The organism is Streptomyces noursei, assembly GCF_016917755.1.
In the GTDB taxonomy this organism is placed as follows: Bacteria; Actinomycetota; Actinomycetes; order Streptomycetales; family Streptomycetaceae; genus Streptomyces; species Streptomyces yunnanensis.
The window spans coordinates 2,511,634-2,530,233 of the sequence record NZ_CP070326.1; the positions used below are offsets into that span (position 1 = coordinate 2,511,634).

Annotated in this window: 18 protein-coding genes and 1 tRNA gene; 4 read left to right on the forward strand and 15 right to left on the reverse strand. The window is 72.2% G+C overall.

Annotated elements, in window-relative coordinates:
- The first annotated feature begins 83 nt into the window (after window positions 1–83).
- Window positions 84–452 carry a hypothetical protein gene (locus JNO44_RS11100; protein WP_039637958.1) on the forward strand — a complete coding sequence of 123 codons (369 nt, stop codon included), beginning with the start codon at window positions 84–86 and terminating at the stop codon, window positions 450–452.
- Window positions 445–906 (forward strand): hypothetical protein, encoded by a 462-nt coding sequence (locus JNO44_RS11105; RefSeq protein WP_205363486.1) that lies wholly within the window; start codon window positions 445–447, stop codon window positions 904–906. Before JNO44_RS11100 ends, JNO44_RS11105 begins: the two co-directional genes overlap by 8 nt.
- A gap of 49 nt (window positions 907–955) precedes the next feature.
- Here the strand turns inward: JNO44_RS11105 and JNO44_RS11110 are convergent, their stop codons facing one another.
- Together JNO44_RS11110 and JNO44_RS11115 are read right to left on the reverse strand one after the other, a co-directional pair.
- Window positions 956–1,444, reverse strand: a complete 489-nt coding sequence (locus tag JNO44_RS11110; RefSeq protein ID WP_205363488.1) for a GNAT family N-acetyltransferase — start codon at window positions 1,442–1,444, stop codon at window positions 956–958.
- A gap of 197 nt (window positions 1,445–1,641) precedes the next feature.
- Complete coding sequence (locus JNO44_RS11115) at window positions 1,642–2,823, reverse strand: glycerophosphodiester phosphodiesterase (RefSeq protein ID WP_205363490.1); 1,182 nt, start codon at window positions 2,821–2,823, stop codon at window positions 1,642–1,644.
- Window positions 2,824–3,138: 315 nt separating this feature from the next.
- On the opposite strand from JNO44_RS11115, the gene JNO44_RS11120 reads away from it, so the two are divergent.
- Window positions 3,139–3,810, forward strand: a complete 672-nt coding sequence (locus JNO44_RS11120) for a lysophospholipid acyltransferase family protein (RefSeq protein WP_205363492.1) — start codon at window positions 3,139–3,141, stop codon at window positions 3,808–3,810.
- 66 nt (window positions 3,811–3,876) lie between these two features.
- On the opposite strand, the gene JNO44_RS11125 is transcribed toward JNO44_RS11120, so the two are convergent.
- The 6 genes from JNO44_RS11125 to JNO44_RS11150 all read right to left on the reverse strand — a co-directional run bounded on the left by JNO44_RS11125 (window position 3,877) and on the right by JNO44_RS11150 (window position 11,729).
- On the reverse strand, window positions 3,877–5,847 hold the full coding sequence (locus JNO44_RS11125; RefSeq protein WP_205363495.1) for a bifunctional metallophosphatase/5'-nucleotidase: 1,971 nt from the start codon (window positions 5,845–5,847) through the stop codon (window positions 3,877–3,879).
- 235 nt (window positions 5,848–6,082) lie between these two features.
- The gene (locus tag JNO44_RS11130; protein WP_205363497.1) at window positions 6,083–7,711 is read right to left on the reverse strand and encodes an MFS transporter; all 1,629 of its coding nucleotides are present in this window, start codon (window positions 7,709–7,711) and stop codon (window positions 6,083–6,085) included.
- Complete coding sequence (locus JNO44_RS11135; protein ID WP_205363499.1) at window positions 7,708–8,259, reverse strand: TetR/AcrR family transcriptional regulator; 552 nt, start codon at window positions 8,257–8,259, stop codon at window positions 7,708–7,710. Before JNO44_RS11135 ends, JNO44_RS11130 begins: the two co-directional genes overlap by 4 nt.
- A 176-nt stretch (window positions 8,260–8,435) precedes the next feature.
- Window positions 8,436–9,863, reverse strand: a complete 1,428-nt coding sequence (gene argH / locus JNO44_RS11140; RefSeq protein WP_039637949.1) for an argininosuccinate lyase — start codon at window positions 9,861–9,863, stop codon at window positions 8,436–8,438.
- A 116-nt stretch (window positions 9,864–9,979) separates the two neighbouring features.
- Window positions 9,980–11,176 (reverse strand): argininosuccinate synthase, encoded by a 1,197-nt coding sequence (locus tag JNO44_RS11145; protein WP_205363501.1) that lies wholly within the window; start codon window positions 11,174–11,176, stop codon window positions 9,980–9,982.
- 151 nt (window positions 11,177–11,327) lie between these two features.
- Complete coding sequence (locus JNO44_RS11150; RefSeq protein WP_205363503.1) at window positions 11,328–11,729, reverse strand: DUF488 domain-containing protein; 402 nt, start codon at window positions 11,727–11,729, stop codon at window positions 11,328–11,330.
- Between the two features lie 144 nt (window positions 11,730–11,873).
- Between JNO44_RS11150 and JNO44_RS11155 the strand changes: the two genes are divergently transcribed.
- A tRNA-Pro gene (locus JNO44_RS11155) sits at window positions 11,874–11,947 on the forward strand.
- A gap of 128 nt (window positions 11,948–12,075) precedes the next feature.
- Here JNO44_RS11155 and pstS read toward each other — a convergent pair.
- The 7 genes from pstS to argC all read right to left on the reverse strand — a co-directional run bounded on the left by pstS (window position 12,076) and on the right by argC (window position 18,586).
- Complete coding sequence (gene pstS / locus JNO44_RS11160; RefSeq protein WP_205363505.1) at window positions 12,076–13,221, reverse strand: phosphate ABC transporter substrate-binding protein PstS; 1,146 nt, start codon at window positions 13,219–13,221, stop codon at window positions 12,076–12,078.
- Between the two features lie 185 nt (window positions 13,222–13,406).
- A complete protein-coding gene (locus tag JNO44_RS11165; protein ID WP_039637945.1) occupies window positions 13,407–13,961 on the reverse strand; it encodes an arginine repressor in 555 nt (184 codons plus the stop codon).
- A gap of 7 nt (window positions 13,962–13,968) precedes the next feature.
- Entirely contained in the window at window positions 13,969–15,237 is a 1,269-nt protein-coding gene (locus tag JNO44_RS11170; RefSeq protein ID WP_205363507.1) for an acetylornithine transaminase, read from the reverse strand.
- Window positions 15,234–16,193, reverse strand: a complete 960-nt coding sequence (gene argB, locus JNO44_RS11175) for an acetylglutamate kinase (RefSeq protein ID WP_205363509.1) — start codon at window positions 16,191–16,193, stop codon at window positions 15,234–15,236. The genes JNO44_RS11170 and argB overlap by 4 nt, the downstream gene beginning before the upstream one ends.
- Window positions 16,194–16,257: 64 nt before the next feature.
- Window positions 16,258–17,412, reverse strand: coding sequence for a bifunctional glutamate N-acetyltransferase/amino-acid acetyltransferase ArgJ (gene argJ / locus JNO44_RS11180; RefSeq protein ID WP_205363511.1), 1,155 nt, complete (start codon window positions 17,410–17,412; stop codon window positions 16,258–16,260).
- Window positions 17,409–17,561: a hypothetical protein gene (locus JNO44_RS11185; protein ID WP_205363513.1), complete on the reverse strand. Its 153-nt coding sequence runs from the start codon at window positions 17,559–17,561 to the stop codon at window positions 17,409–17,411. The genes argJ and JNO44_RS11185 overlap by 4 nt, the downstream gene beginning before the upstream one ends.
- A complete protein-coding gene (argC, locus tag JNO44_RS11190) occupies window positions 17,558–18,586 on the reverse strand; it encodes an N-acetyl-gamma-glutamyl-phosphate reductase (RefSeq protein ID WP_205363515.1) in 1,029 nt (342 codons plus the stop codon). The genes JNO44_RS11185 and argC overlap by 4 nt, the downstream gene beginning before the upstream one ends.
- Between the last annotated feature and the right edge of the window lie 14 nt (window positions 18,587–18,600).

Below are 18,600 nucleotides of genomic sequence, written 5' to 3' on the forward strand. Positions count from 1 at the left end.
GCGGTGCCCGACCCGGCGCCGATTAGCATCGGGCGCATGCCCCACAACCCCACGGCGCGCGGCCGCCTCGTCCGGAGGCCGCGGTGATCGACGCGCTGACGCTCGCGGTCGGCGTGACCGCTCTCGCGCTGGCCGCCTGGTGCGGCCTCGCCGCGTACCGCAACGAACCCACCAAGGACTGGCACTTCATCGGCATGGCCGTGGTGTCCGTGCTGTGCGTCGTCCAACTGGTCGTCGCCGTCGTGCAGTTGGCGCGCGGGCAGCACCCGGACAAGGGCACCGCGCTCTTCCTGGCGTATCTGCTGGGGGCGGCCGCGTGCGTCCCGGCGACCGGGTTCATGTCGCTCTCCGAGCGCACCCGGTGGGGTTCGGCCACCGTCGCCGCGGGCTCCGTGGTGCTGGCCGTTCTGGAAGTACGGCTCTTCGACATCTGGGGAGGCGGCAGTGCCTGAGACTGCGCCGAGGACCACGGCGGCCGGTGCCGCGGACGAGACCACCGGCCGGGATCCGGTCACGAGGCTGGGCGCGGGCCCGGGGCGGCTGCTGGTCACCCTCTACGGCGTCTTCACCGTGGCCGCCGCGTCCCGCTCGATCTACCAGCTGATCGCCCAGTTCGACCGCGCCCCGCTGGCGTACCTGCTGTCGGCGGTCTCCGCGCTGGTCTACGGCTTCATCACGTTCTCGCTGGTGCGCGGCGGCGAGGGGGCCCGGCGGGCGGCGGTGGCCTGTTGTGCGCTGGAGCTGATCGGGGTGGTCGGCATCGGCACCTGGACGCTGGTGGACCCGGCGGCGTTCGCGGACTCCACGGTCTGGTCGTACTTCGGCATGGACTACCTCTTCATCCCGGTCGCGCTGCCGGTCACCGGGCTGATGTGGCTGCGCCGGGCCCGTACGGCGACGGCGTAGCGCGCGGTCGGACGTCCGGGCCCGCCGTGGACGCGGGCCCGGTCCCGGGTCACGGCGCGGCGCTCGGCTCCTTCTCCAGAGTGACCAGGCTCAGCCGGTGGGTCAGTTGCTCGGTGCCGACCGGCGCGTAGCCGTGGTTGCGGTAGAGCCGGAGGTTGCCCTCGCTGCGGTGGCCGGTGAAGAGGCGGTAGCGCTTGGCGGAGCGCTCCTCGGCCAGCCGCCGCTCGACGGCCGCCAGCAGCCGACCGCCGAGGCCGTGCCGCTGGAGCCGGGGGTGCACGATCAGCTTGCCGATCTTCGCGGTGCCGTCGGCGTCCACGGTGCCGCGCACCGACCCGACGACCTCCCGGCCGAGTCTGGCCACCATGACGCAGCCCTGGGCGAGTTCGGCGCGCAGGGAGTCCAGCGTCTGGGTCAGCGGCTCGATGCCGTAGTCGTCGTAGAGCGCGGCCTCGGCCTGGTAACAGAGGTACTGGAGTTTGAGGATCTGCTCGCCGTCGTCGTCGGTCGCCGTCGAGATGGTCACGCTCGTGCCCATGCGCGTCTGCCTCCCCTTTTTGGGTTCGCTGTTCGCTTCCGGACTCCCCGGCATTCGGCGGTGGCAATCTCCGCCGCGGGCATTCTGCGCAGGCATTCGGGACAAGCGGAACGGACCGGCGCCAAGCTCCCCTGTGACATTCCCAACTCAGATGAGTACGCGGGCGGATGGGGGCCGGGCGCCGGTCCGGGCGCGACCTAGTGCCGGCGGAACTCCTCGGCGGCCAGCAGCGCGGTGTCCGGGTTGTCGGAGAAGAGCCCGTCGATGCCGGTGGCGAAGAGCGCCTTGAAGTACGCGAGCGAGTTGCCGTAGTCGCCCGGGTTCTTGCCGACCCTGAAGTCCAGCGGCAGGAAGTTGTTCTCGTTCCGCACGGTGTACGGGTGGAGGACCAGGCCCGCGGCGTGCGCGTCACGGACGAGGGTGGTGGGCTTGCCGAGCTTGCCCTGCTCGTCCTGCGCGATGATCTGCGGCAGCCAGGGGCCGATGCCCTGGGCGAAGCCGGAGATCCACTTGAGCCCCTCGGGCGTGAGGAGGTCGGCGGTGGTGCGCGGGTCGCCGGACTCGACGAAGTCCCAGGGCTTGACGGACGGCTCGTCGAGCAGGACGACCTTGGGACACTTCACGCCGAGCCTGCCGAGCCGCTGGATGCTGCTGGGCTCGAAGGACTGCACGAAGTTCGGGGCGTGCGCGGTGTGCCGGCCGTAGCGGCGCAGCAGCTTGGCGAGCGGCTCCTCGATGCCCAGGCCCAGCTTGCGGAAGTAGGTGGGGTGCTTGGTCTCGGGGTAGATCCAGACGGGGCGGCCGCGGCGGCGTCCCTCGCGCTCGGCCCACTGGAGGACCTCTTCGAAGGTGGGTATCTGCCAGTGGCCGTTGTACAGGGTGTTGTGCTGGCGGACGTCCGGGATGCGCTCCTTGGCGCGCAGGGTCTTCAGCTCGGCGAGCGTGAAGTCCTCGGTGAACCAGCCGGTGAGCTTCTTGCCGTCCACGGTCTTGGTGGTCTTGCGACCGGCGAACTCGCGGTGGTCGGCGACGTCGGTGGTGGCGGTGATGTCGTTCTCGTGCCGGCAGACCAGGTGCCCGTCCTTGGTGGGGACGAGGTCACCGGCCTCGATGACGTCCGCGCCCATGTCGAGGGCCAGTTGGTAGGAGCCGAAGGTGTGCTCGGGGCGGTAGCCGCTGGCGCCCCGGTGGCCGACGACCAGCGGGACCGGCAGCTTGTCGGGCCGTCCGGCGGGCGCCTGCCGGGCCGCCGGGCCCGCCGCCCGCTCCGCCGGGCCGGCGGCCTGGGCCTGTCCCGCGCCGGCCAGTACCGCCGCCCCCGCGCCCAGTGCGGCGGCTCCCAGTACTGTCCGCCGCCCCGGCTCGTGCCGCTTCTCCATGCCCGTGCTCCTCGTTCTGCGTCGTGCCCCGGCCGGCCCGGTGACGTTCCGGGCGTTCCAGGGCGTTCCGGTGTATCAAGGTGTCCCGCGAGCTGTATACGCACGTCTCCCGGAAGCGCCTTGATCGTAAGCACGGACGGGTGATGCCGGGGAGACGTGCGGGGGTACCGCGCGGAACATGGACGTGACGCACGTCAACTCTGCGTATCGGCCCCGTGAACCCGATGTGCGCGCGGGAGTGACCCGCGAGTATGGTCCTGGGCTGCAGAGCGCTGCGCCGCCCTGATCCTGTCCAGCCACGACCCGGAGGGCCCGTTGTCCCGCATTGTGCTGAAGGCGATCCTCGGACTGATGATGCGTGTCCTGTTCCGCCCGAAGGTCGAGGGCATCGAGCGGATTCCGGGTACCGGCCCGGTGATCATGGCCGGAAACCACGTCACGTTCATCGACTCGATCTTCCTCAGCCTCGTGGTCAAGCGCCCGGTGTTCTTCATCGGCAAGGACGAGTACGTCACCGGCAAGGGGATCAAGGGCCGGCTGATGGCCTGGTTCTTCACCACCGCCGGGATGGTCCCGGTGGACCGCGACGGCGGGCACGGCGGGGTGGCGGCGCTGATGACCGGCCGCCGGATCCTGGACGAGGGCCACGCCTTCGGCATCTACCCGGAGGGCACCCGCTCCCCCGACGGCCGCCTGTACCGCGGCCGGACCGGCGTCGCCCGGCTCGCGCTGATGACCGGCGCCCCGGTCGTCCCGTTCGCCATGATCGGCACGGACAAGGTGCAGCCCGGCGGCAAGGGCCGTCCGCGCATCGCCCCGGTGACCGTGCGGTTCGGCGAGCCGCTGGACTTCTCGCGCTACGAGGGCATGGACCGGGACCGCTATGTGCTGCGGGCGGTCACCGACGAGGTGATGAGCGACGTCATGGAGCTGTCCGGCCAGGAGTACGTCGACGTGTACGCCACCAAGGCCCGCGCCGCCGCCTGACCCGTCCCACGCCGCCAGGGGCCCCGTCCGTATCCCCGGACGGGGCCCCTCGCCGCTACCGGGCGGTCAGCAGGGCACCTGGAAGCCGCCGGGCGCGCGCTGCCCCTCGGCGTCGCCCGTCAGCGCGGCGCGCAGGGCCACCTCCGGGCGCGGGACGTGGTTGGCGTCGGCCTGCAGGAGTTGCTGGTGCTCGGCGACGGAGCCGACGTGGGCGCCGGGGCGATGGGCGTTCTTGGCCATGACGCGGTTCGGTTCGGACGGGGACAGCCTCCGCCGGGTGCGGACGTAGGAGACGAAGCTCTCGAAGTCCCGGGTGTGCCGGACGGGTTCGGTGAAGCCGGTGAAGGCGCTGAACCCGTCCTGGTTGATGAGGGTGTAGGAGGGGGCGGCGAGGCGGTAGCGGCGGGCGGGGTCCAGCGGCTCGCCGTCGATGAGGACATCGGCGGGGTCGATCCGGTGGCCGGCCGGGCCGGTGGCGTCGAAGGTGTAGCGGACGTTGCCGGAGACGGCCAGCGGGGAGAAGGACATCCCGCCGCCGGGGGTGGGGGCCCACTGCTGTTCCAGGGCGTCGTGGATCTGCCGGCCGGTGACCGTGACGGTCATGATCGGGTCGCCGAAGCCGACCGCGTTCCACGCCTGCCCGAAGGTGACCACGCCGCCCGACGCCTCGTCACGCACCAGGTCGCCGGCGATGATCGCGGCACCGACCCGCGGGGCCAGCGCGATGACGGCGAGTTCGGCGGGGACGTTGCGGTGCCCTCCGCGGTCGTCCATCGGGCCGTGCGGTCGGCCGCCCGCCCACAGTGCCCAGTCGGCGACGAGGTTGCCCATGGTGGACTCCCCCATCGCGTTGCGCCGCCGGGTGAACGAGGCGGTCTGGGTGCCGATACGGGTGCGGGCGCGGCGGGCGCCGTAACCGGCCCAGTAGTCGGCGATCGACTTCAGCTCCGGATCCGGCGTCACATCACGGGTGTTGGGGTGGTTGACCGAGGTGGTCAGCTCCCGGATCACCCTGCCGGAGACCGGGTCCAGCCGCAGGTTGATCTCGTTGATGATCTGGCCGTAGCAGCCGGCCTCGACGAACGGGCGGGGCACGCCCTTGGGGTCGGGCAGCATCATGGTGAAGGCGCAGTGCCAGTGGCCGGTGACGATGGCGTCGATGGCGGGCGAGACCCGCAGCGCCAGTTCGTAGGCGGGGCCGGAGGGGTTGGTGCCGCTTTCGAAGTTGCTGCCGGCGACCGCGCCGTCGTGCATGCTGAGGACGATCGCGTTGACGCCCCGGCTCTTGAGGGCCGCCGCGCAGCGGTTGGCGGTCTCCAGTTCGTCCAGGGTGCGCAGTTGGGGCTGGTAGGAGCCGGGGAAGGACTCGGTGCCGATGGCGGTCAGGTGGATGAAGCCGATCGGCAGCCGCCGGCCGCGGCCGGCGTCCACGTGCACGATGTTGTACGGCGGCAGCACCCGTTCGCCGGTGTCGTGCCAGACCATGTTGGCGCTGTAGTAGGGGAAGTTCGCGCCGCGGAAGCGGTGGCCGGTGGAGTCGGTGAAGGAGGCGTCGCGGCCGACGACCGGGAACGGCCGGCCGCGCTCCATGTGCTCCCGCAGGAAGACCGTCGACTTGTCGAACTCGTGGTTGCCGGCCGAGGCGAAGTCCATCTGCAGGGCGTTGAGGGCCTCGATGGTGGGCTCGTCGGCGAAGGCGGCGGCGTCGAACTCCCAGCCGGAGAAGAGGTCGCCGGGGGCGAAGAAGAGGGAGTTGCGCCGTCCGGCGCGCAGCCGCTCCAGGTGGGCGGCCATGTAGGCGACGCCGCCGACGGTGTGGCGCTTGCCGCCGGTGCCGGTGATGACGGAGTTGGCGCCCGGTGCGCCCTGTAGATAGCCGTGCAGATCGGTGATGTTGAGCAGCTGGACGTCGACGTACTCGTCGGCCGTGGCGGCGTCGCGGGCGTGGCCGGTGGCGTAGGCGTTGCTGCCGATCGCGCTGGCGGTGGCCATCGCCCCCGCGGCGGTTACGAAGGACCGTCGTCCGATGTCGCGCACTGCGTCACTCTCCTGAGCGGGTCCGACCGTTGGGGGGACGACGCGAGAGTCAAACGAGCCGTGCGGGACAACCGGTCACCAGGACGCGTACCGGGCGTGAACGGCAGGGGACAGTCGCCCCCAGGGGCGTGTCCTGTGGATCATGGCCGGTGCGCGCGGTCACGATCCACGGGACACGCCTGTGCGGGGGCAGGGGGCGGTGTGGTGTCCCTCGTTCGCCCGCCGGGTGGGGCCCTTACGGGTGCCCGGTCGGGCCATCGGCGGTGGAGCCGGAGCCGGCCACCGGAGCGGTCTCGGCCTCCGGCGCGGGCTGCGGCTCCGCACTGTCGGCCAGGGTCTGGCCGCGGAGCAGGAACCACGCGGCCACCGCGGCGCCCAGCAGCACCACCGCGCCCAGTCCGGCCGCGGTGTCCACGCCGTTGACGAAGGAGTCCTGAGCGGCCTTCAGCAGGGCGGCGCCCTGCTCGGCGGGGAGGTGGGCGGCGGCGTCCACGGCGCCGCCGAGCGAGGAGCGGGCGGTTTCGGCGGCGTGTTCGGGCACGCCGGCGGGGACGCTGAAGCCCTGGTACATGCTGGTGACGATGGAGCCCAGCAGGGCGATGCCGAGCGCGGCGCCCAGTTCGTAGGCGGTCTCGGAGACCGCGGAGGCGGAACCGGCCTCCTCCTTGGGCACGCTGGAGAGGATGACGTCGGCGGTGACGGTGAAGGCGAAGCCGGCGCCGACGCCCACGACGAAGAGGATGACGCACAGCGCGAGGGTGCCGGTGTCGGCGTGCAGGGCCATGCAGCCGGCGAGCGAGAGGCCGACCACCGCGAGGCCGCCGGCCACCACCAGGCGCACCGACAGCCGGCGGGCGACCCAGCCGGCGGCCAGGCCGGCGCCCACCGCGCCGACCGCGGCCGGGAGTTCGACCAGCCCGGCGTTGAACGGCGAGCGCATCTGCACCATCTGGAGGAACTGGGAGAGGAAGAAGACCAGACCGGACAGTCCGAGGATGGTCAGCAGGTCGGCCAGCACCGCGCCGGAGAAGCCCCGGTGCTGGAAGAGCTTCATGTTCAGCAGCGGCGAGGCCAGGGTGTGCTGGCGGCGGACGAACAGCAGCAGGGCGAGCACGCCGATGACGGCGGCCGGCCCGATGTCCCAGCGGAGGCCGTGCACCGCCGCTTCCTTGATGGCGTAGACGACGCCGACGATGCCCACCAGCGACAGCACGACACTGGGGACGTCCCACGGACCGGGGTCGGGGTTGCGGGACTCGGGGATCACCTTGGCGCCGACGACGACCAGCAGCGCCATCACCGGGAGGTTGATCAGGAAGACCGAGCCCCACCAGAAGTGGCCCAGCAGGAAGCCGCCGAGGACCGGCCCGACCGCCGTGCCGGCCGAGGCCATGGCGCCCCAGATGCCGATCGCCAGGCTGCGTTCCTTGGGGTCGTGGAAGAGGTTGCGGATCAGGGCGAGGGTGGAGGGCATCAGCGTCGCCCCGGCCACGCCCTGCAGGCCGCGCGCGATGATCATCATCGACGGGCTGGTGGCGTAGGCGGCGAGCACCGACAGCGCACCGAACGCCACCGAGCCGATGAGCAGCAGCTTCTTCCGGCCGATCCGGTCGCCGAGGCTGCCCATGGAGACCAGCAGTCCGGCGATGACGAACGAGTAGATGTCACCGATCCACAGCAGCTGGGTGCCGGACGGCTTCAGGTCCTCGCTCAGGAACGGGGTGGCCAGGCCGAGCACGGTGGCGTCGACGCCGACCAGCAGGACCGCCAGGACCAGGACCGAGAGGGCGAGCCAACGGCCCGGCCGGGGCTGGTCGTCCACATGGGCCGAACCAGCCCGCCTTTCGGCTATGGGATCGCTCATTTCTCCATGCTCCGTCGGATGCCGCCGAGCAGCAGCTCGGCGATCGAGTGGTCGAGGTCGTTCCGGGCGACGCGGCCTTCGTGCACCGCCCAGGCGCCGGCGCCGAGGAGGCCGTAGAACGCCTCGGTCAGCCAGTTCGCGCTGAGGTCGACCCGGAAGGTGCCCTCCTCCTGGCCGCGACGGAACAGTGCGGTGAGCCGGGCGTCGAGCTGGGCCCAGCCGGCGTTGACCGGCTCGTTCTCGAAGAGCTGGTTCTCGGTGAAGAGGAAGGCCAGCACGCCGGCGACCGGCTCGGCCTCGCGGACCAGTCGGCGCAGCCCGCCGGCGGCGTCCCCCTCGTCGAGCCGGGCGGCGTCGATGGCCCGGGCGAACCGCTCGATCCCGTGCTCCTCCAGGGCGCGGATCAGCGCGTCGCGGCCCGCGAAGTGCCGGTGCAGGGTCGCCCGGCTGATGCCCGCGGCGCGGGCGATCTCGTCCATCAACGTCGTCGCGCGCCGGGCGAGCAGGGCGGCGGCTTCGGTGAGTACGTGTTCTCTGTCCACGGGCATGAGACGGAGGATACCCGAATGAGACGTTCACGTCTCATTCAATTCTGTGCTGTCGCAGACGGACGCCCCTCCGGGCCACCGCACCGGCGCCGGGCACCCGTGAAACGCGAGGGCGGCACCACCTGATCAGGTGGTGCCGCCCTCGTCGGCCGGCGCGGGCCGCGCCGGCCGCGCCGTCACTTCTTGGCCGCGGCCCACTCCTGCTGCCGCACCAGGTCCGCCCGCACCTCGGCGAGCTGCACCGCCACCGCCGACGGCGCGGTGCCGCCGCGGCCGTCGCGCGCCGCGAGCGCACCGGGGACGTTGAGGACGCCCCGGACCTCGGGCGTCAGGTGCGGCGAGATCTTGGCGAACTGCTCGTCGGTCAGCTCGTCCAGCTCGATGCCCTGCGCCTCGCACTCCTTGACGCACTCGCCGGCCACCTCGTGCGCCACCCGGAACGGCACACCCTGCTTGACCAGCCACTCGGCGACATCGGTGGCGAGCGAGAAGCCGGCCGGCGCCAGTTCCTCCATCCGTGCGCGGTTGACGGTCAGCGTGGCCATCATCCCGGTGAACGCCGGAAGCAGCACCTCCAGTTGGTCGCAGGAGTCGAAGACCGGCTCCTTGTCCTCCTGGAGGTCGCGGTTGTAGGCGAGCGGCAGGGCCTTGAGCGTCGCCAGCAGCCCCGTCAGGTTGCCGATCAGACGCCCCGACTTGCCCCGCGCCAGCTCCGCGATGTCCGGGTTCTTCTTCTGCGGCATGATCGACGAGCCGGTGGAGAAGGCGTCGTGCAGCGTGACGAAGGAGAACTCCTTCGTGTTCCAGATGATGACCTCCTCCGCGATCCGGGAGAGGTTGACCCCGATCATCGCGGTGATGAAGGCGAACTCCGCGACGAAGTCCCGGGAGGCCGTGCCGTCGATGGAGTTCCCCGCCGAGCCCCGCTCGAAGCCGAGGTCCGCGGCGACCGCCTCCGGGTCGAGGCCGAGGCTGCTGCCGGCCAGCGCGCCGGAGCCGTACGGCGAGACCGCGGTCCGCTCGTCCCACTGCCGCAGCCGCTCGGCGTCCCGGGACAGCGACTGCACATGGGCGAGCACATGGTGGGCGAAGAGCACCGGCTGGGCGTGCTGGAGGTGGGTGCGGCCGGGCATGGCGACGTCCGGGTGCGCCTCGGCGAGGCCGATCAGCGCCTCCTGGAGGTCGGCCAGCAGCCCCCCGACGATCCGGGCGTGGTCCCGCAGATACATCCGGAAGAGCGTGGCGACCTGGTCGTTGCGGGACCGGCCGGCCCGCAGCTTGCCACCGAGGTCCGGGCCGAGCCGCTCCAGCAGCCCGCGCTCCAGGGCGGTGTGCACGTCCTCGTCGGCGATGGTGCCGGTGAACGAGCCGTCGGCGACGTCCCGTTCGAGCCGGTCCAACCCCTCGATCATGCGGGCCAGTTCGTCGGCGGTGAGCAGTCCGGCCTTGTGCAGCACACGGGCGTGCGCGCGGGAGCCGGCGATGTCGTACGGGGCCAGCCGCCAGTCGAAGTGGACGGAGGCGGAGAGTTTGGCCAGCGCCTCGGCCGGTCCGTCGGCGAAGCGACCGCCCCAGAGCCGGACGTCGCCGTTGTTGCTGCTCACTTGCTGTGCTCCTCGTCGGTGGTGGATTCACGGCGAGCGCCGGACGGACTGACGGTCAGCCCGTTCGGCGCTCGAACGGCGGGCGGGTCGGCCCCGTGCGCCGGATCCCGGAAGGGTCAGCCTGCCAGGTCGCGCTGCGCGGCAATCTTGCTCGACATGCCGAAGAGCTCGATGAAGCCCTTGGAGAGCGACTGGTCGAACGTGTCGCCGGTGTCGTAGGTGGCCAGGTTGAAGTCGTACAGCGACTGCGCGGAGCGCCGGCCGGTGACCACCGCGCGACCGCCGTGCAGGGTCATCCGGACGTCGCCGGAGACCGCCGCGTTGGCCTCGTCGAGGAAGCCGTCCAGGGCCCGCTTGAGCGGCGAGAACCACAGGCCGTCGTAGACCAGCTCGCCCCAACGCTGCTCGACCTGCCGCTTGTAGCGGGCCAGTTCGCGCTCGACGGTGACGTTCTCCAGCTCCTGGTGCGCGGTGATCAGCGCGATCGCACCCGGGGCCTCGTACACCTCGCGGGACTTGATGCCGACCAGGCGGTCCTCGACCATGTCGATCCGGCCGATGCCCTGGGCGCCGGCCCGCGCGTTGAGCTCCTGGATGGCCTGGAGGACGGTGACTGGCCTGCCATCGAGGGCGACCGGCGCGCCTTCCTTGAAGGTGATCACGACCTCGTCGGCCTCGCGCGGGGTGGCCGGGTTCTCGGTGTACTCGTAGAGGTCCTCGATCGGCGCGTTCCAGATGTCCTCCAGGAAGCCGGTCTCCACGGCCCGCCCGAAGACGTTCTGGTCGATGGAGTACGGCGACTTCTTGGTGGTGGCGATCGGCAGTTCGGCCTTCTCGGCGAAGGCGATCGCCTTGTCCCGGGTCATCGCGTAGTCGCGGACCGGGGCGATGCACTTCAGGCCGGGGGCGAGCGAGGAGATGCCCGCCTCGAACCGGACCTGGTCGTTCCCCTTGCCGGTGCAACCATGGGCGACCGTGGTCGCGCCGTGCTTCTCGGCGGCGGCGACCAGGTGCTTGACGATGGCCGGCCGGGAGAGCGCGGAGACCAGCGGGTAGCGGTCCATGTAGAGGGCGTTGGCCTTGATCGCCGGGAGGCAGTACCCCTCGGCGAACTCGTCCTTGGCGTCGGCGACCTCGGCCTCCACCGCACCGCAGGCGAGCGCGCGCTTGCGGATGACGTCCAGGTCCTCGCCGCCCTGGCCGACGTCCACGGCAACGGCGATGACCTCGGCGCCCGTCTCCTCGGCTATCCAGCCGATGCAGACGGAGGTGTCCAGGCCGCCCGAATAGGCGAGTACGACACGCTCGGTCATGGGTTTCTCCTTACGGTGCATTCACTGCTAGGCATAAGTATGCACTCCACTGCATGCTTCGTCAACGGATTCGGAAAACCCCAGGTCGGCGACGCCGCCAGCGGTCCCGCACGGACGCGGGACCCACCCCCGAAGTGCCGCGACGCACCCCTCAGCCCTCGCGGAGCGCCTCCAGCAACACCGCCGTATGGCTCAGCGGCACTTCCTTCGTCGCCGTCAGCAGCGTCAGCGGACCGTCCGCCGCCAGCTCCCGCAGGTGCTCCAGCGCCGCGCCCGGCGCCCCCTCGGCCAATTCGGCCCGGTACCGCTCGGCGAACTCCTCGAACCGCGCCTCGTCGTGCCCGTACCACTTGCGCAGCTCCGTCGAGGGCGCCACGTCCTTGCACCACTCGGCGTCGGCGACCCGCTCGTCACCCTTCGCCATCCCCCGGGGCCACAGCCGGTCCACCAGGACCCGCGCCCCGTCCGCCGGTTCCGGCGGGTCGTACACCCGGCGCACCTCGACCGTGCGCGACCTGTTCGTTTTCTTCGTTTTCTGCGCTTTTGCCGGCATATTCCCATCAGAACACGGTCGCCGCGGGCCCGCCGGGAGGCCCCGGAGCACCCCAAAGGGGACCCGCTTTGGATTCATCGGCCCGGACAGGGTATTTTTCTGTCTGCACGGCCCGACCGGGAGTCTCCGGTCGGAACACGGCACCGGGACGTGGCGCAGCTTGGTAGCGCACTTGACTGGGGGTCAAGGGGTCGCAGGTTCAAATCCTGTCGTCCCGACGGTGTCGCAAGGCCCGTCGATCCGGGAGGAATCCCGGATCGACGGGCCTTGTGCCGTATGGGGCGCGGCGTCGGGCCGCACGCTTCCGGGCCGCGAGCTCACGGCCCGTCAGCCGGCCGCGCGGGGCTCAGGACAGCGTGCCGATCTCGTGGCGGACCGCGTCCACGACCTTGGCCGGGAGCGTCGCATAGCCCTGGAAGGTCAGGTTCTGCTGGCCCTTCTGGCTGGCCATGTACGCCAGGAACGCCTTGGTCGCGGGCCAGGTCTCCGGCTTGTTGCCCTTGTCGCAGACGATCTCGTAGGTGACCACGTCGATGGGATAGGCGCCGGGGACCTTGGTCCCGTAGTCGAGGTCGAGGATGACGTCATGGCCGGTGTTGACCGTCCGGGCACCGGCGATCGCGTGGGATGCCGCGATCACGTTGGCGTCGGCGGGGGTCGCCGCGCCGGTGGCGACCGAGACGGTGTGCAGCATCCGGTCCACCGCGTACGGCAGCTCGACGTAGCCGATCCCGCCCGTGGTCCGCTGCACCTGGGCGGCGAGGTCCGCAGAGCCCTTGGCGGATCCGCCGCCCTGCGCCGGCCACTCCTTGGCGTGCGGATACGGCCAGGCGTCCCGGGCGGTGGCGGCGAGGTACGCCGTGAAGTTGTCGGTCGTGCCGGAGGAGTCGGAGCGGTGGAACGTCCGGATCGGCGTGGCGGGGAGCTTGGCGTCCTTGTTGAGCCCGGCGATCGCCGGGTCGTCCCACTGCGTGATCCGGCCGTTGAAGATCTTGGCGAGGGTGGGGGCGTCGAGGACCAGCCGATCGACCCCGGGGAGGTGGAAGGCGACCGCGATCGGCCCGCCGACGATCGGCAGGTGGATGGCGCGGCCGCCGTCGGCGCAGACCTTCTCGGACTGCTTGACCTGGTCGGCGTCGAGCGGGGAGTCCGAGCCGGCGAAGGCCGTCCGGCCGCGCAGGAAGTCGTCCTGGCCGGCCCCCGAGCCGTTGCCGTCGTAGCTGATCTTGGTGCCGGCGCAGGCCCGCGTGTAGGTGGTGATCCAGTACTTCATCGCGTACTGCTGGGCCGTCGAGCCGGAGGCCCGCAGGGTGGCCGCCTTGCCGCAGGCGATGGCGCCCGCGGCGGCGGACGGGCTGGGGGACGGGGCGGACGGGCTGGGAGAGGGGGCCGAGCCGCCGTTCGCACCGCAGGCCGTGAGGGCGAGGGCGCCGCACACGGCCACCGCCCCGAGGGCCCTGGTGCGCGGGCCGGCCTTCCGCTGAGGCTTCACTGTGCAGCGCTCCTTCCTGCGGACCGGCCCCGGCCGACGCAGCTGAGGGTGATGACGCCGCGCCGTCGCGGCGTCCGTCCGTACGGCGGCGGCTCGCGCGGCGGTGAGCGCCGGAGCCACCACCGCACCCTCAGTCACTATATGCACTTATATGCCTACGGATGGTGATTGCCGCAGTAGGGCGGTCACGGCGCCCCGCGGTCGTCCTTCTGCGCCAGCCGCAGCAGGTGGTCCGCGAGCGCCTGCCCGCCCGACGGGTCGCGGCTGATCAGCATCAGGGTGTCGTCGCCCGCGATGGTGCCGAGGATGTCGTGGAGTTCCGCCTGGTCGATGGCGGAGGCCAGGAACTGGGCGGCGCCCGGCGGGGTGCGCAGGACAACGAGGTTGGCGGACGCCTCGGCGGAGATGAGGAGTTCGCCGGAGAGGCGGCGCATCCGCTCCTCCTTGGCGGACTCCCCCAGCGGCGCCCGCGGCTTGCGGTCGCCGCCCTCGCTCGGTACCGCGTAGATCAGCTCCCCGCCGGTGTTGCGGATCTTGACCGCACCCAGTTCGTCCAGGTCGCGGGAGAGCGTCGCCTGGGTGACGGAGAGCCCGTCGTCGGCGAGCAGTTTGGCGAGCTGGCTCTGGGAGCGGACCGGTTGCCGGTTGAGGATGTCCACGATCCGGCGGTGGCGGGCGGTGCGGGTCTGCGGTACGGCCGGGCCGCTGGTGTGCGACTCGTTGCCCTGCGGCTCGGTCATCGTTGCGTCAGTCTCCGGATCCTCGTACCCCGTTGGCCGATTCCTCGGCCTTCTTGAGGACGCCGGGGAGCTTCTGGAGGAAGGTCTCCACCTGCTCGTCGGAGACGATCAGCGGCGGGGCGAGCCGGATGACGTCCGGCGCGACCGCGTTGACCAGAAGGCCCGCGTCCTGGGCCGCCTGCTGCGCGTGTGACGCGAGGGGCCCGGTCAAGACGATACCGAGGAGCAGCCCGGCGCCGCGGACCTGGCCGACCAACGGGTGCTCCAGGGCGGCGATGCCGGCGCGCAGGCGCGCACCGACCCGCTGGACGTGGTCGAGGAGGCCGTCCGCCTCGATGGTGTCCAGGACGGCGAGGGCGCCGGCGCAGACGATCGGGTTGCCGCTGAACGTCGAGCCGTGCGAGCCGGGGGTGAGCAGGTCGGCGGCCGGGCCGAAGGCGAGGGTGGCGCCGATGGGGAGGCCGCCGCCGAGGCCCTTGGCGAGGGTGATGACGTCGGCCTCGACGCCCTGGGCCGTGGACGCCAGCCAGTGGCCGGTGCGGCCGATGCCGGTCTGGATCTCGTCGAGGACCAGCAGGGTGCCGGTGGCGGCGGTGATCTCGCGGGCGGCCCGGAGGTAGCCGGGCGGCGGGACGACCACGCCGTTCTCGCCCTGGATCGGCTCCAGGACGACCATGGCGGTGTCGGTGGTGACGGCGGCCCGCAGGGCGTCCACGTCGCCGTACGGGACGTGGTCGACGTCGCCGGGCAGCGGGCGGAACGGGTCCTGCTTGGCGGGCTGGCCGGTGAGGGCCAGGGCGCCCATGGTGCGGCCGTGGAAGCCGCCGGTGGTGCTGACCATGTGGGTGCGGCCGGTCAGCCGGCCGATCTTGAAGGCGGCCTCGTTCGCCTCGGCACCGGAGTTGGAGAAGTAGACCCGGCCGGGCCGGCCGGTGAGCGCGAGCAGGCGCTCGGCCAGGGCCACGGTGGGCTCGGCGACGAAGAGGTTCGACACGTGGCCGAGGGTGGCGACCTGGTCGGAGACCGCGCGGACCACCGCGGGGTGGGCGTGGCCGAGCGCGTTGACCGCGATCCCGCCGAGGAAGTCGAGGTAGGCACTGCCGTCGGCGTCCCAGACGGTGACGCCCTCGCCGCGGACGAGCGGGACGCGGGGGGTGCCGAAGTTGTCCATCATGGCGCCCTGCCAGCGCCCGGTGAGCCCCTCGTTGGTGACCGGTCCTCCGCCGGTCACCGTGCCCCGGGTGGCCGGGGTGTCCGCCGCCGTGCCGTTGCTCATGCCGTCCCCTCCGCAGTGTGGTGTGTGGTGCTGCCGTGCGGGCCGGTGGCCGTCGCCGGATCGGGGTCCGGGACCACCATCGTGCCGATGCCCTCGTCGGTGAAGATCTCCAGCAGGATCGAGTGCTGGACCCGCCCGTCGATGACCCGGGCGTTGCGCACGCCGTGGCGCACGGCGTGCAGGCAGCCCTGCATCTTCGGGACCATGCCGCTGGCCAGGTCGGGCAGCAGCTTCTCCAGCTGGCTCGCGGTGAGCCGGGAGATCACCTCGTCGCTGTGCGGCCAGTCCTCGTAGAGGCCCTCGACGTCGGTGAGCACCATCAGGGTCTCCGCGCCGAGCGCCGCCGCCAGGGCGGCTGCGGCGGTGTCGGCGTTGACGTTGAAGACGCCGGCGCCGTCGCCGTCGTCGCTGCTGCGGGCGACGGACGAGATCACCGGGATCCGGCCGTCGTCCAGCAGCGCCCGCACCGCGCCGGGGTCGATGGCGGTGATCTCGCCGACCCGGCCGATGTCGACCCGCTCGCCGTCGACGTCCGCGTAGTGCTTGGTGGCGGACATCAGCCGGGCGTCCTCGCCGGTCATGCCGACGGCGAGCGGGCCGTGCTCGTTGAGCAGGCCGACCAGCTCGCGCTGGACCTGGCCGGCCAGCACCATCCGGACGACGTTCATCGCCTCGGGCGAGGTGACCCGCAGCCCGGCCTTGAACTCCGACTGCAGGCCGAGGAGTTCGAGCTGGGCGCTGATCTGCGGGCCGCCGCCGTGGACGACGACCGGGCGCAGTCCGGCGTGCCGCAGGAAGACCACGTCCTGGGCGAAGGCGCGCTTGAGCTCGTCGTCGACCATGGCGTTGCCGCCGAACTTGATCACCACGGTCTTGCCGTGGTGCCGGGTCAGCCAGGGCAGCGCCTCGACGAGCGTGCGGGCCTTGGGGAGCGCGGTGTGCTTACGGGTGGTCATGCGGCGGCCTCGTTCCGCTCCGTGGGGTGTCCGTCCGGTACGCGCCGGTGCGCGGCGGGGCCGGTCATGAGGAGTACGCGCTGTTCTCGTGGACGTAGTCGGCGGTGAGGTCGTTGGCCCAGATGACCGCGGACTCCGTGCCGGCGGCGAGGTCGGCGGTGATCCGCACCTCGCGGTAGCGCATGTCCACCAGTTCCCGGTCCTCGCCCACCGAACCGTTCTTGCAGACCCAGACGTCGTTGATCGCGACGTTGAGCCGGTCCGGGTCGAAGGCGGCGGCGGTGGTGCCGATCGCGGAGAGCACCCGGCCCCAGTTGGGGTCCTCGCCGTGGATGGCGCACTTGAGCAGGTTGTTCCGGGCGATGGAGCGGCCGACCTCGACCGCGTCGTCCTCGTCGGCGGCGTTGATCACCTCGATGCGGATGTCCTTGCTGGCACCCTCCGCGTCGCCGATCAGCTGCCGGGCCAGGTCGTCGCAGACCTCCCGGACCGCCTCGGCGAAGGCGTCCTGGTCCGGCACGACACCGGAGGCGCCGGAGGCCAGCAGCAGCACCGTGTCGTTGGTGGACATGCAGCCGTCGGAGTCGACCCGGTCGAAGGTGGCGCGGGTGGCGGCGCGCAGCGCGGCGTCCAGCTGCTCGGCCGGCACGTCGGCGTCGGTGGTCAGCACGGCGAGCATGGTGGCCAGGCCGGGGGCGAGCATGCCGGCGCCCTTGGCCATGCCGCCGACCGTCCAGCCGTCCTTGGTGACCTGCGCGGTCTTGTGGACGCTGTCGGTGGTCTTGATGGCGATCGCGGCCTTCTCGCCGCCGTGGCCGGTGAGTTCGGCCGCGGCCTTCTCGACGCCGGGCAGCAGCTTGTCCATGGGCAATCGCACGCCGATCAGGCCGGTGGAGGCCACCGCGACCTCGGCGGCGCTGTGCCCGTCCAGCACCTCGGCGACCCTCTCCGCGGTCGCGTGGGTGTCCTGGAAGCCGAGCGGGCCCGTACAGGCGTTGGCGCCACCGGAGTTGAGGATCACCGCGGAGACCCGGCCGCCCTTGAGGACCTGCTCGGACCACCGCACCGGCGCCGCCTTGACGCGGTTCGAGGTGAACACGCCGGCGGCGGCCAGGCGCGGCCCGCTGTTGACCACCAGGGCGAGATCGGGGTTGCCGTTCTCCTTGATCCCGGCGGCGATGCCCGCCGCGAGGAATCCCTGCGCTGCCGTCACACTCACTGCTTCTCCTCGTTCGCCCCGCCGCCGCAGCGGCTCGTGTCCTTCTCGCCCGCGCAGCGCAGCGGCGCGGCATCCTCCCCCAGTGCCTCAAGGGCCTGGGAGGTGCCCCCGGTCGTCCGCCGGCCGGTGGCCGCGCGTGCGACCCTCACGGCGCGACTCCCGTCGCGGAAAGTCCCAGCTCCTCGGGGAGGCCGAGGGCGATGTTCATGCTCTGGACCGCGCCGCCCGCGGTCCCCTTGGTCAGGTTGTCGATGGCGCTGATCGCGATGATCCGGCCGGCCGCCGGGTCGAGGGCCACCTGGATCTGTGCGGCGTTGGAGCCGTACACGGCGGCGGTGGTGGGCCACTGTCCCTCGGGCAGCAGCCGGACGAACGGTTCGCCGGCCAGCGCCTTCTCGTAGGCGGCGCGCACCGCCTCGGCGTCCACGCCGGGTCGGGCCTTGGCCGAGCAGGTGGCGAGGATGCCGCGGGGCATCGGCGCCAGGGTCGGGGTGAAGGACACCGTGACCGGCTCGCCGGCCGCCGCGCCGAGGTTCTGGATCATCTCCGGGGTGTGCCGGTGCCCGCCGCCGACGCCGTACGGACTCATCGAGCCCATGACCTCGGAGCCCAGGAGGTGCGGCTTGAGGGCCTTGCCCGCGCCGGAGGTGCCGGACGCCGCGACGATCACGGCCTCCGGCTCGGCGAGGCCGGCCGCGTAGGCCGGGAACAGCGCGAGCGAGACGGCGGTGGGGTAGCAGCCCGGGACCGCGATGCGCTTGGACCCCCGCAGCGCCGCGCGGCCGCCGGGCAGCTCCGGCAGGCCGTACGGCCAGGTGCCGGCGTGCGGCGAACCGTAGAACGCCTCCCAGTCGGCGGCGTCCTTCAGCCGGAAGTCCGCGCCGCAGTCCACCACCAGCACCTCGGGGCCGAGCTGCTCGGCGACCGCCGCGGACTGGCCGTGCGGCAGCGCGAGGAACACCACGTCGTGGCCGGCCAGCGCCTCGGGCGAGGTCGGCGCCAGCACGCGGTCGGCGAGCGGGGCCAGGTGCGGCTGGAGCGCGGCCAGGCGCTGCCCCGCGTTGGAGTGCCCGGTCACCGCGCCGATCTCGACCTCCGGGTGCCCCAGGAGCAGGCGCAGGAGTTCCCCTCCCGCGTATCCGCTCGCACCGGCGACTGCTGCTCGTACCGTCATGACCCCTGGACCCT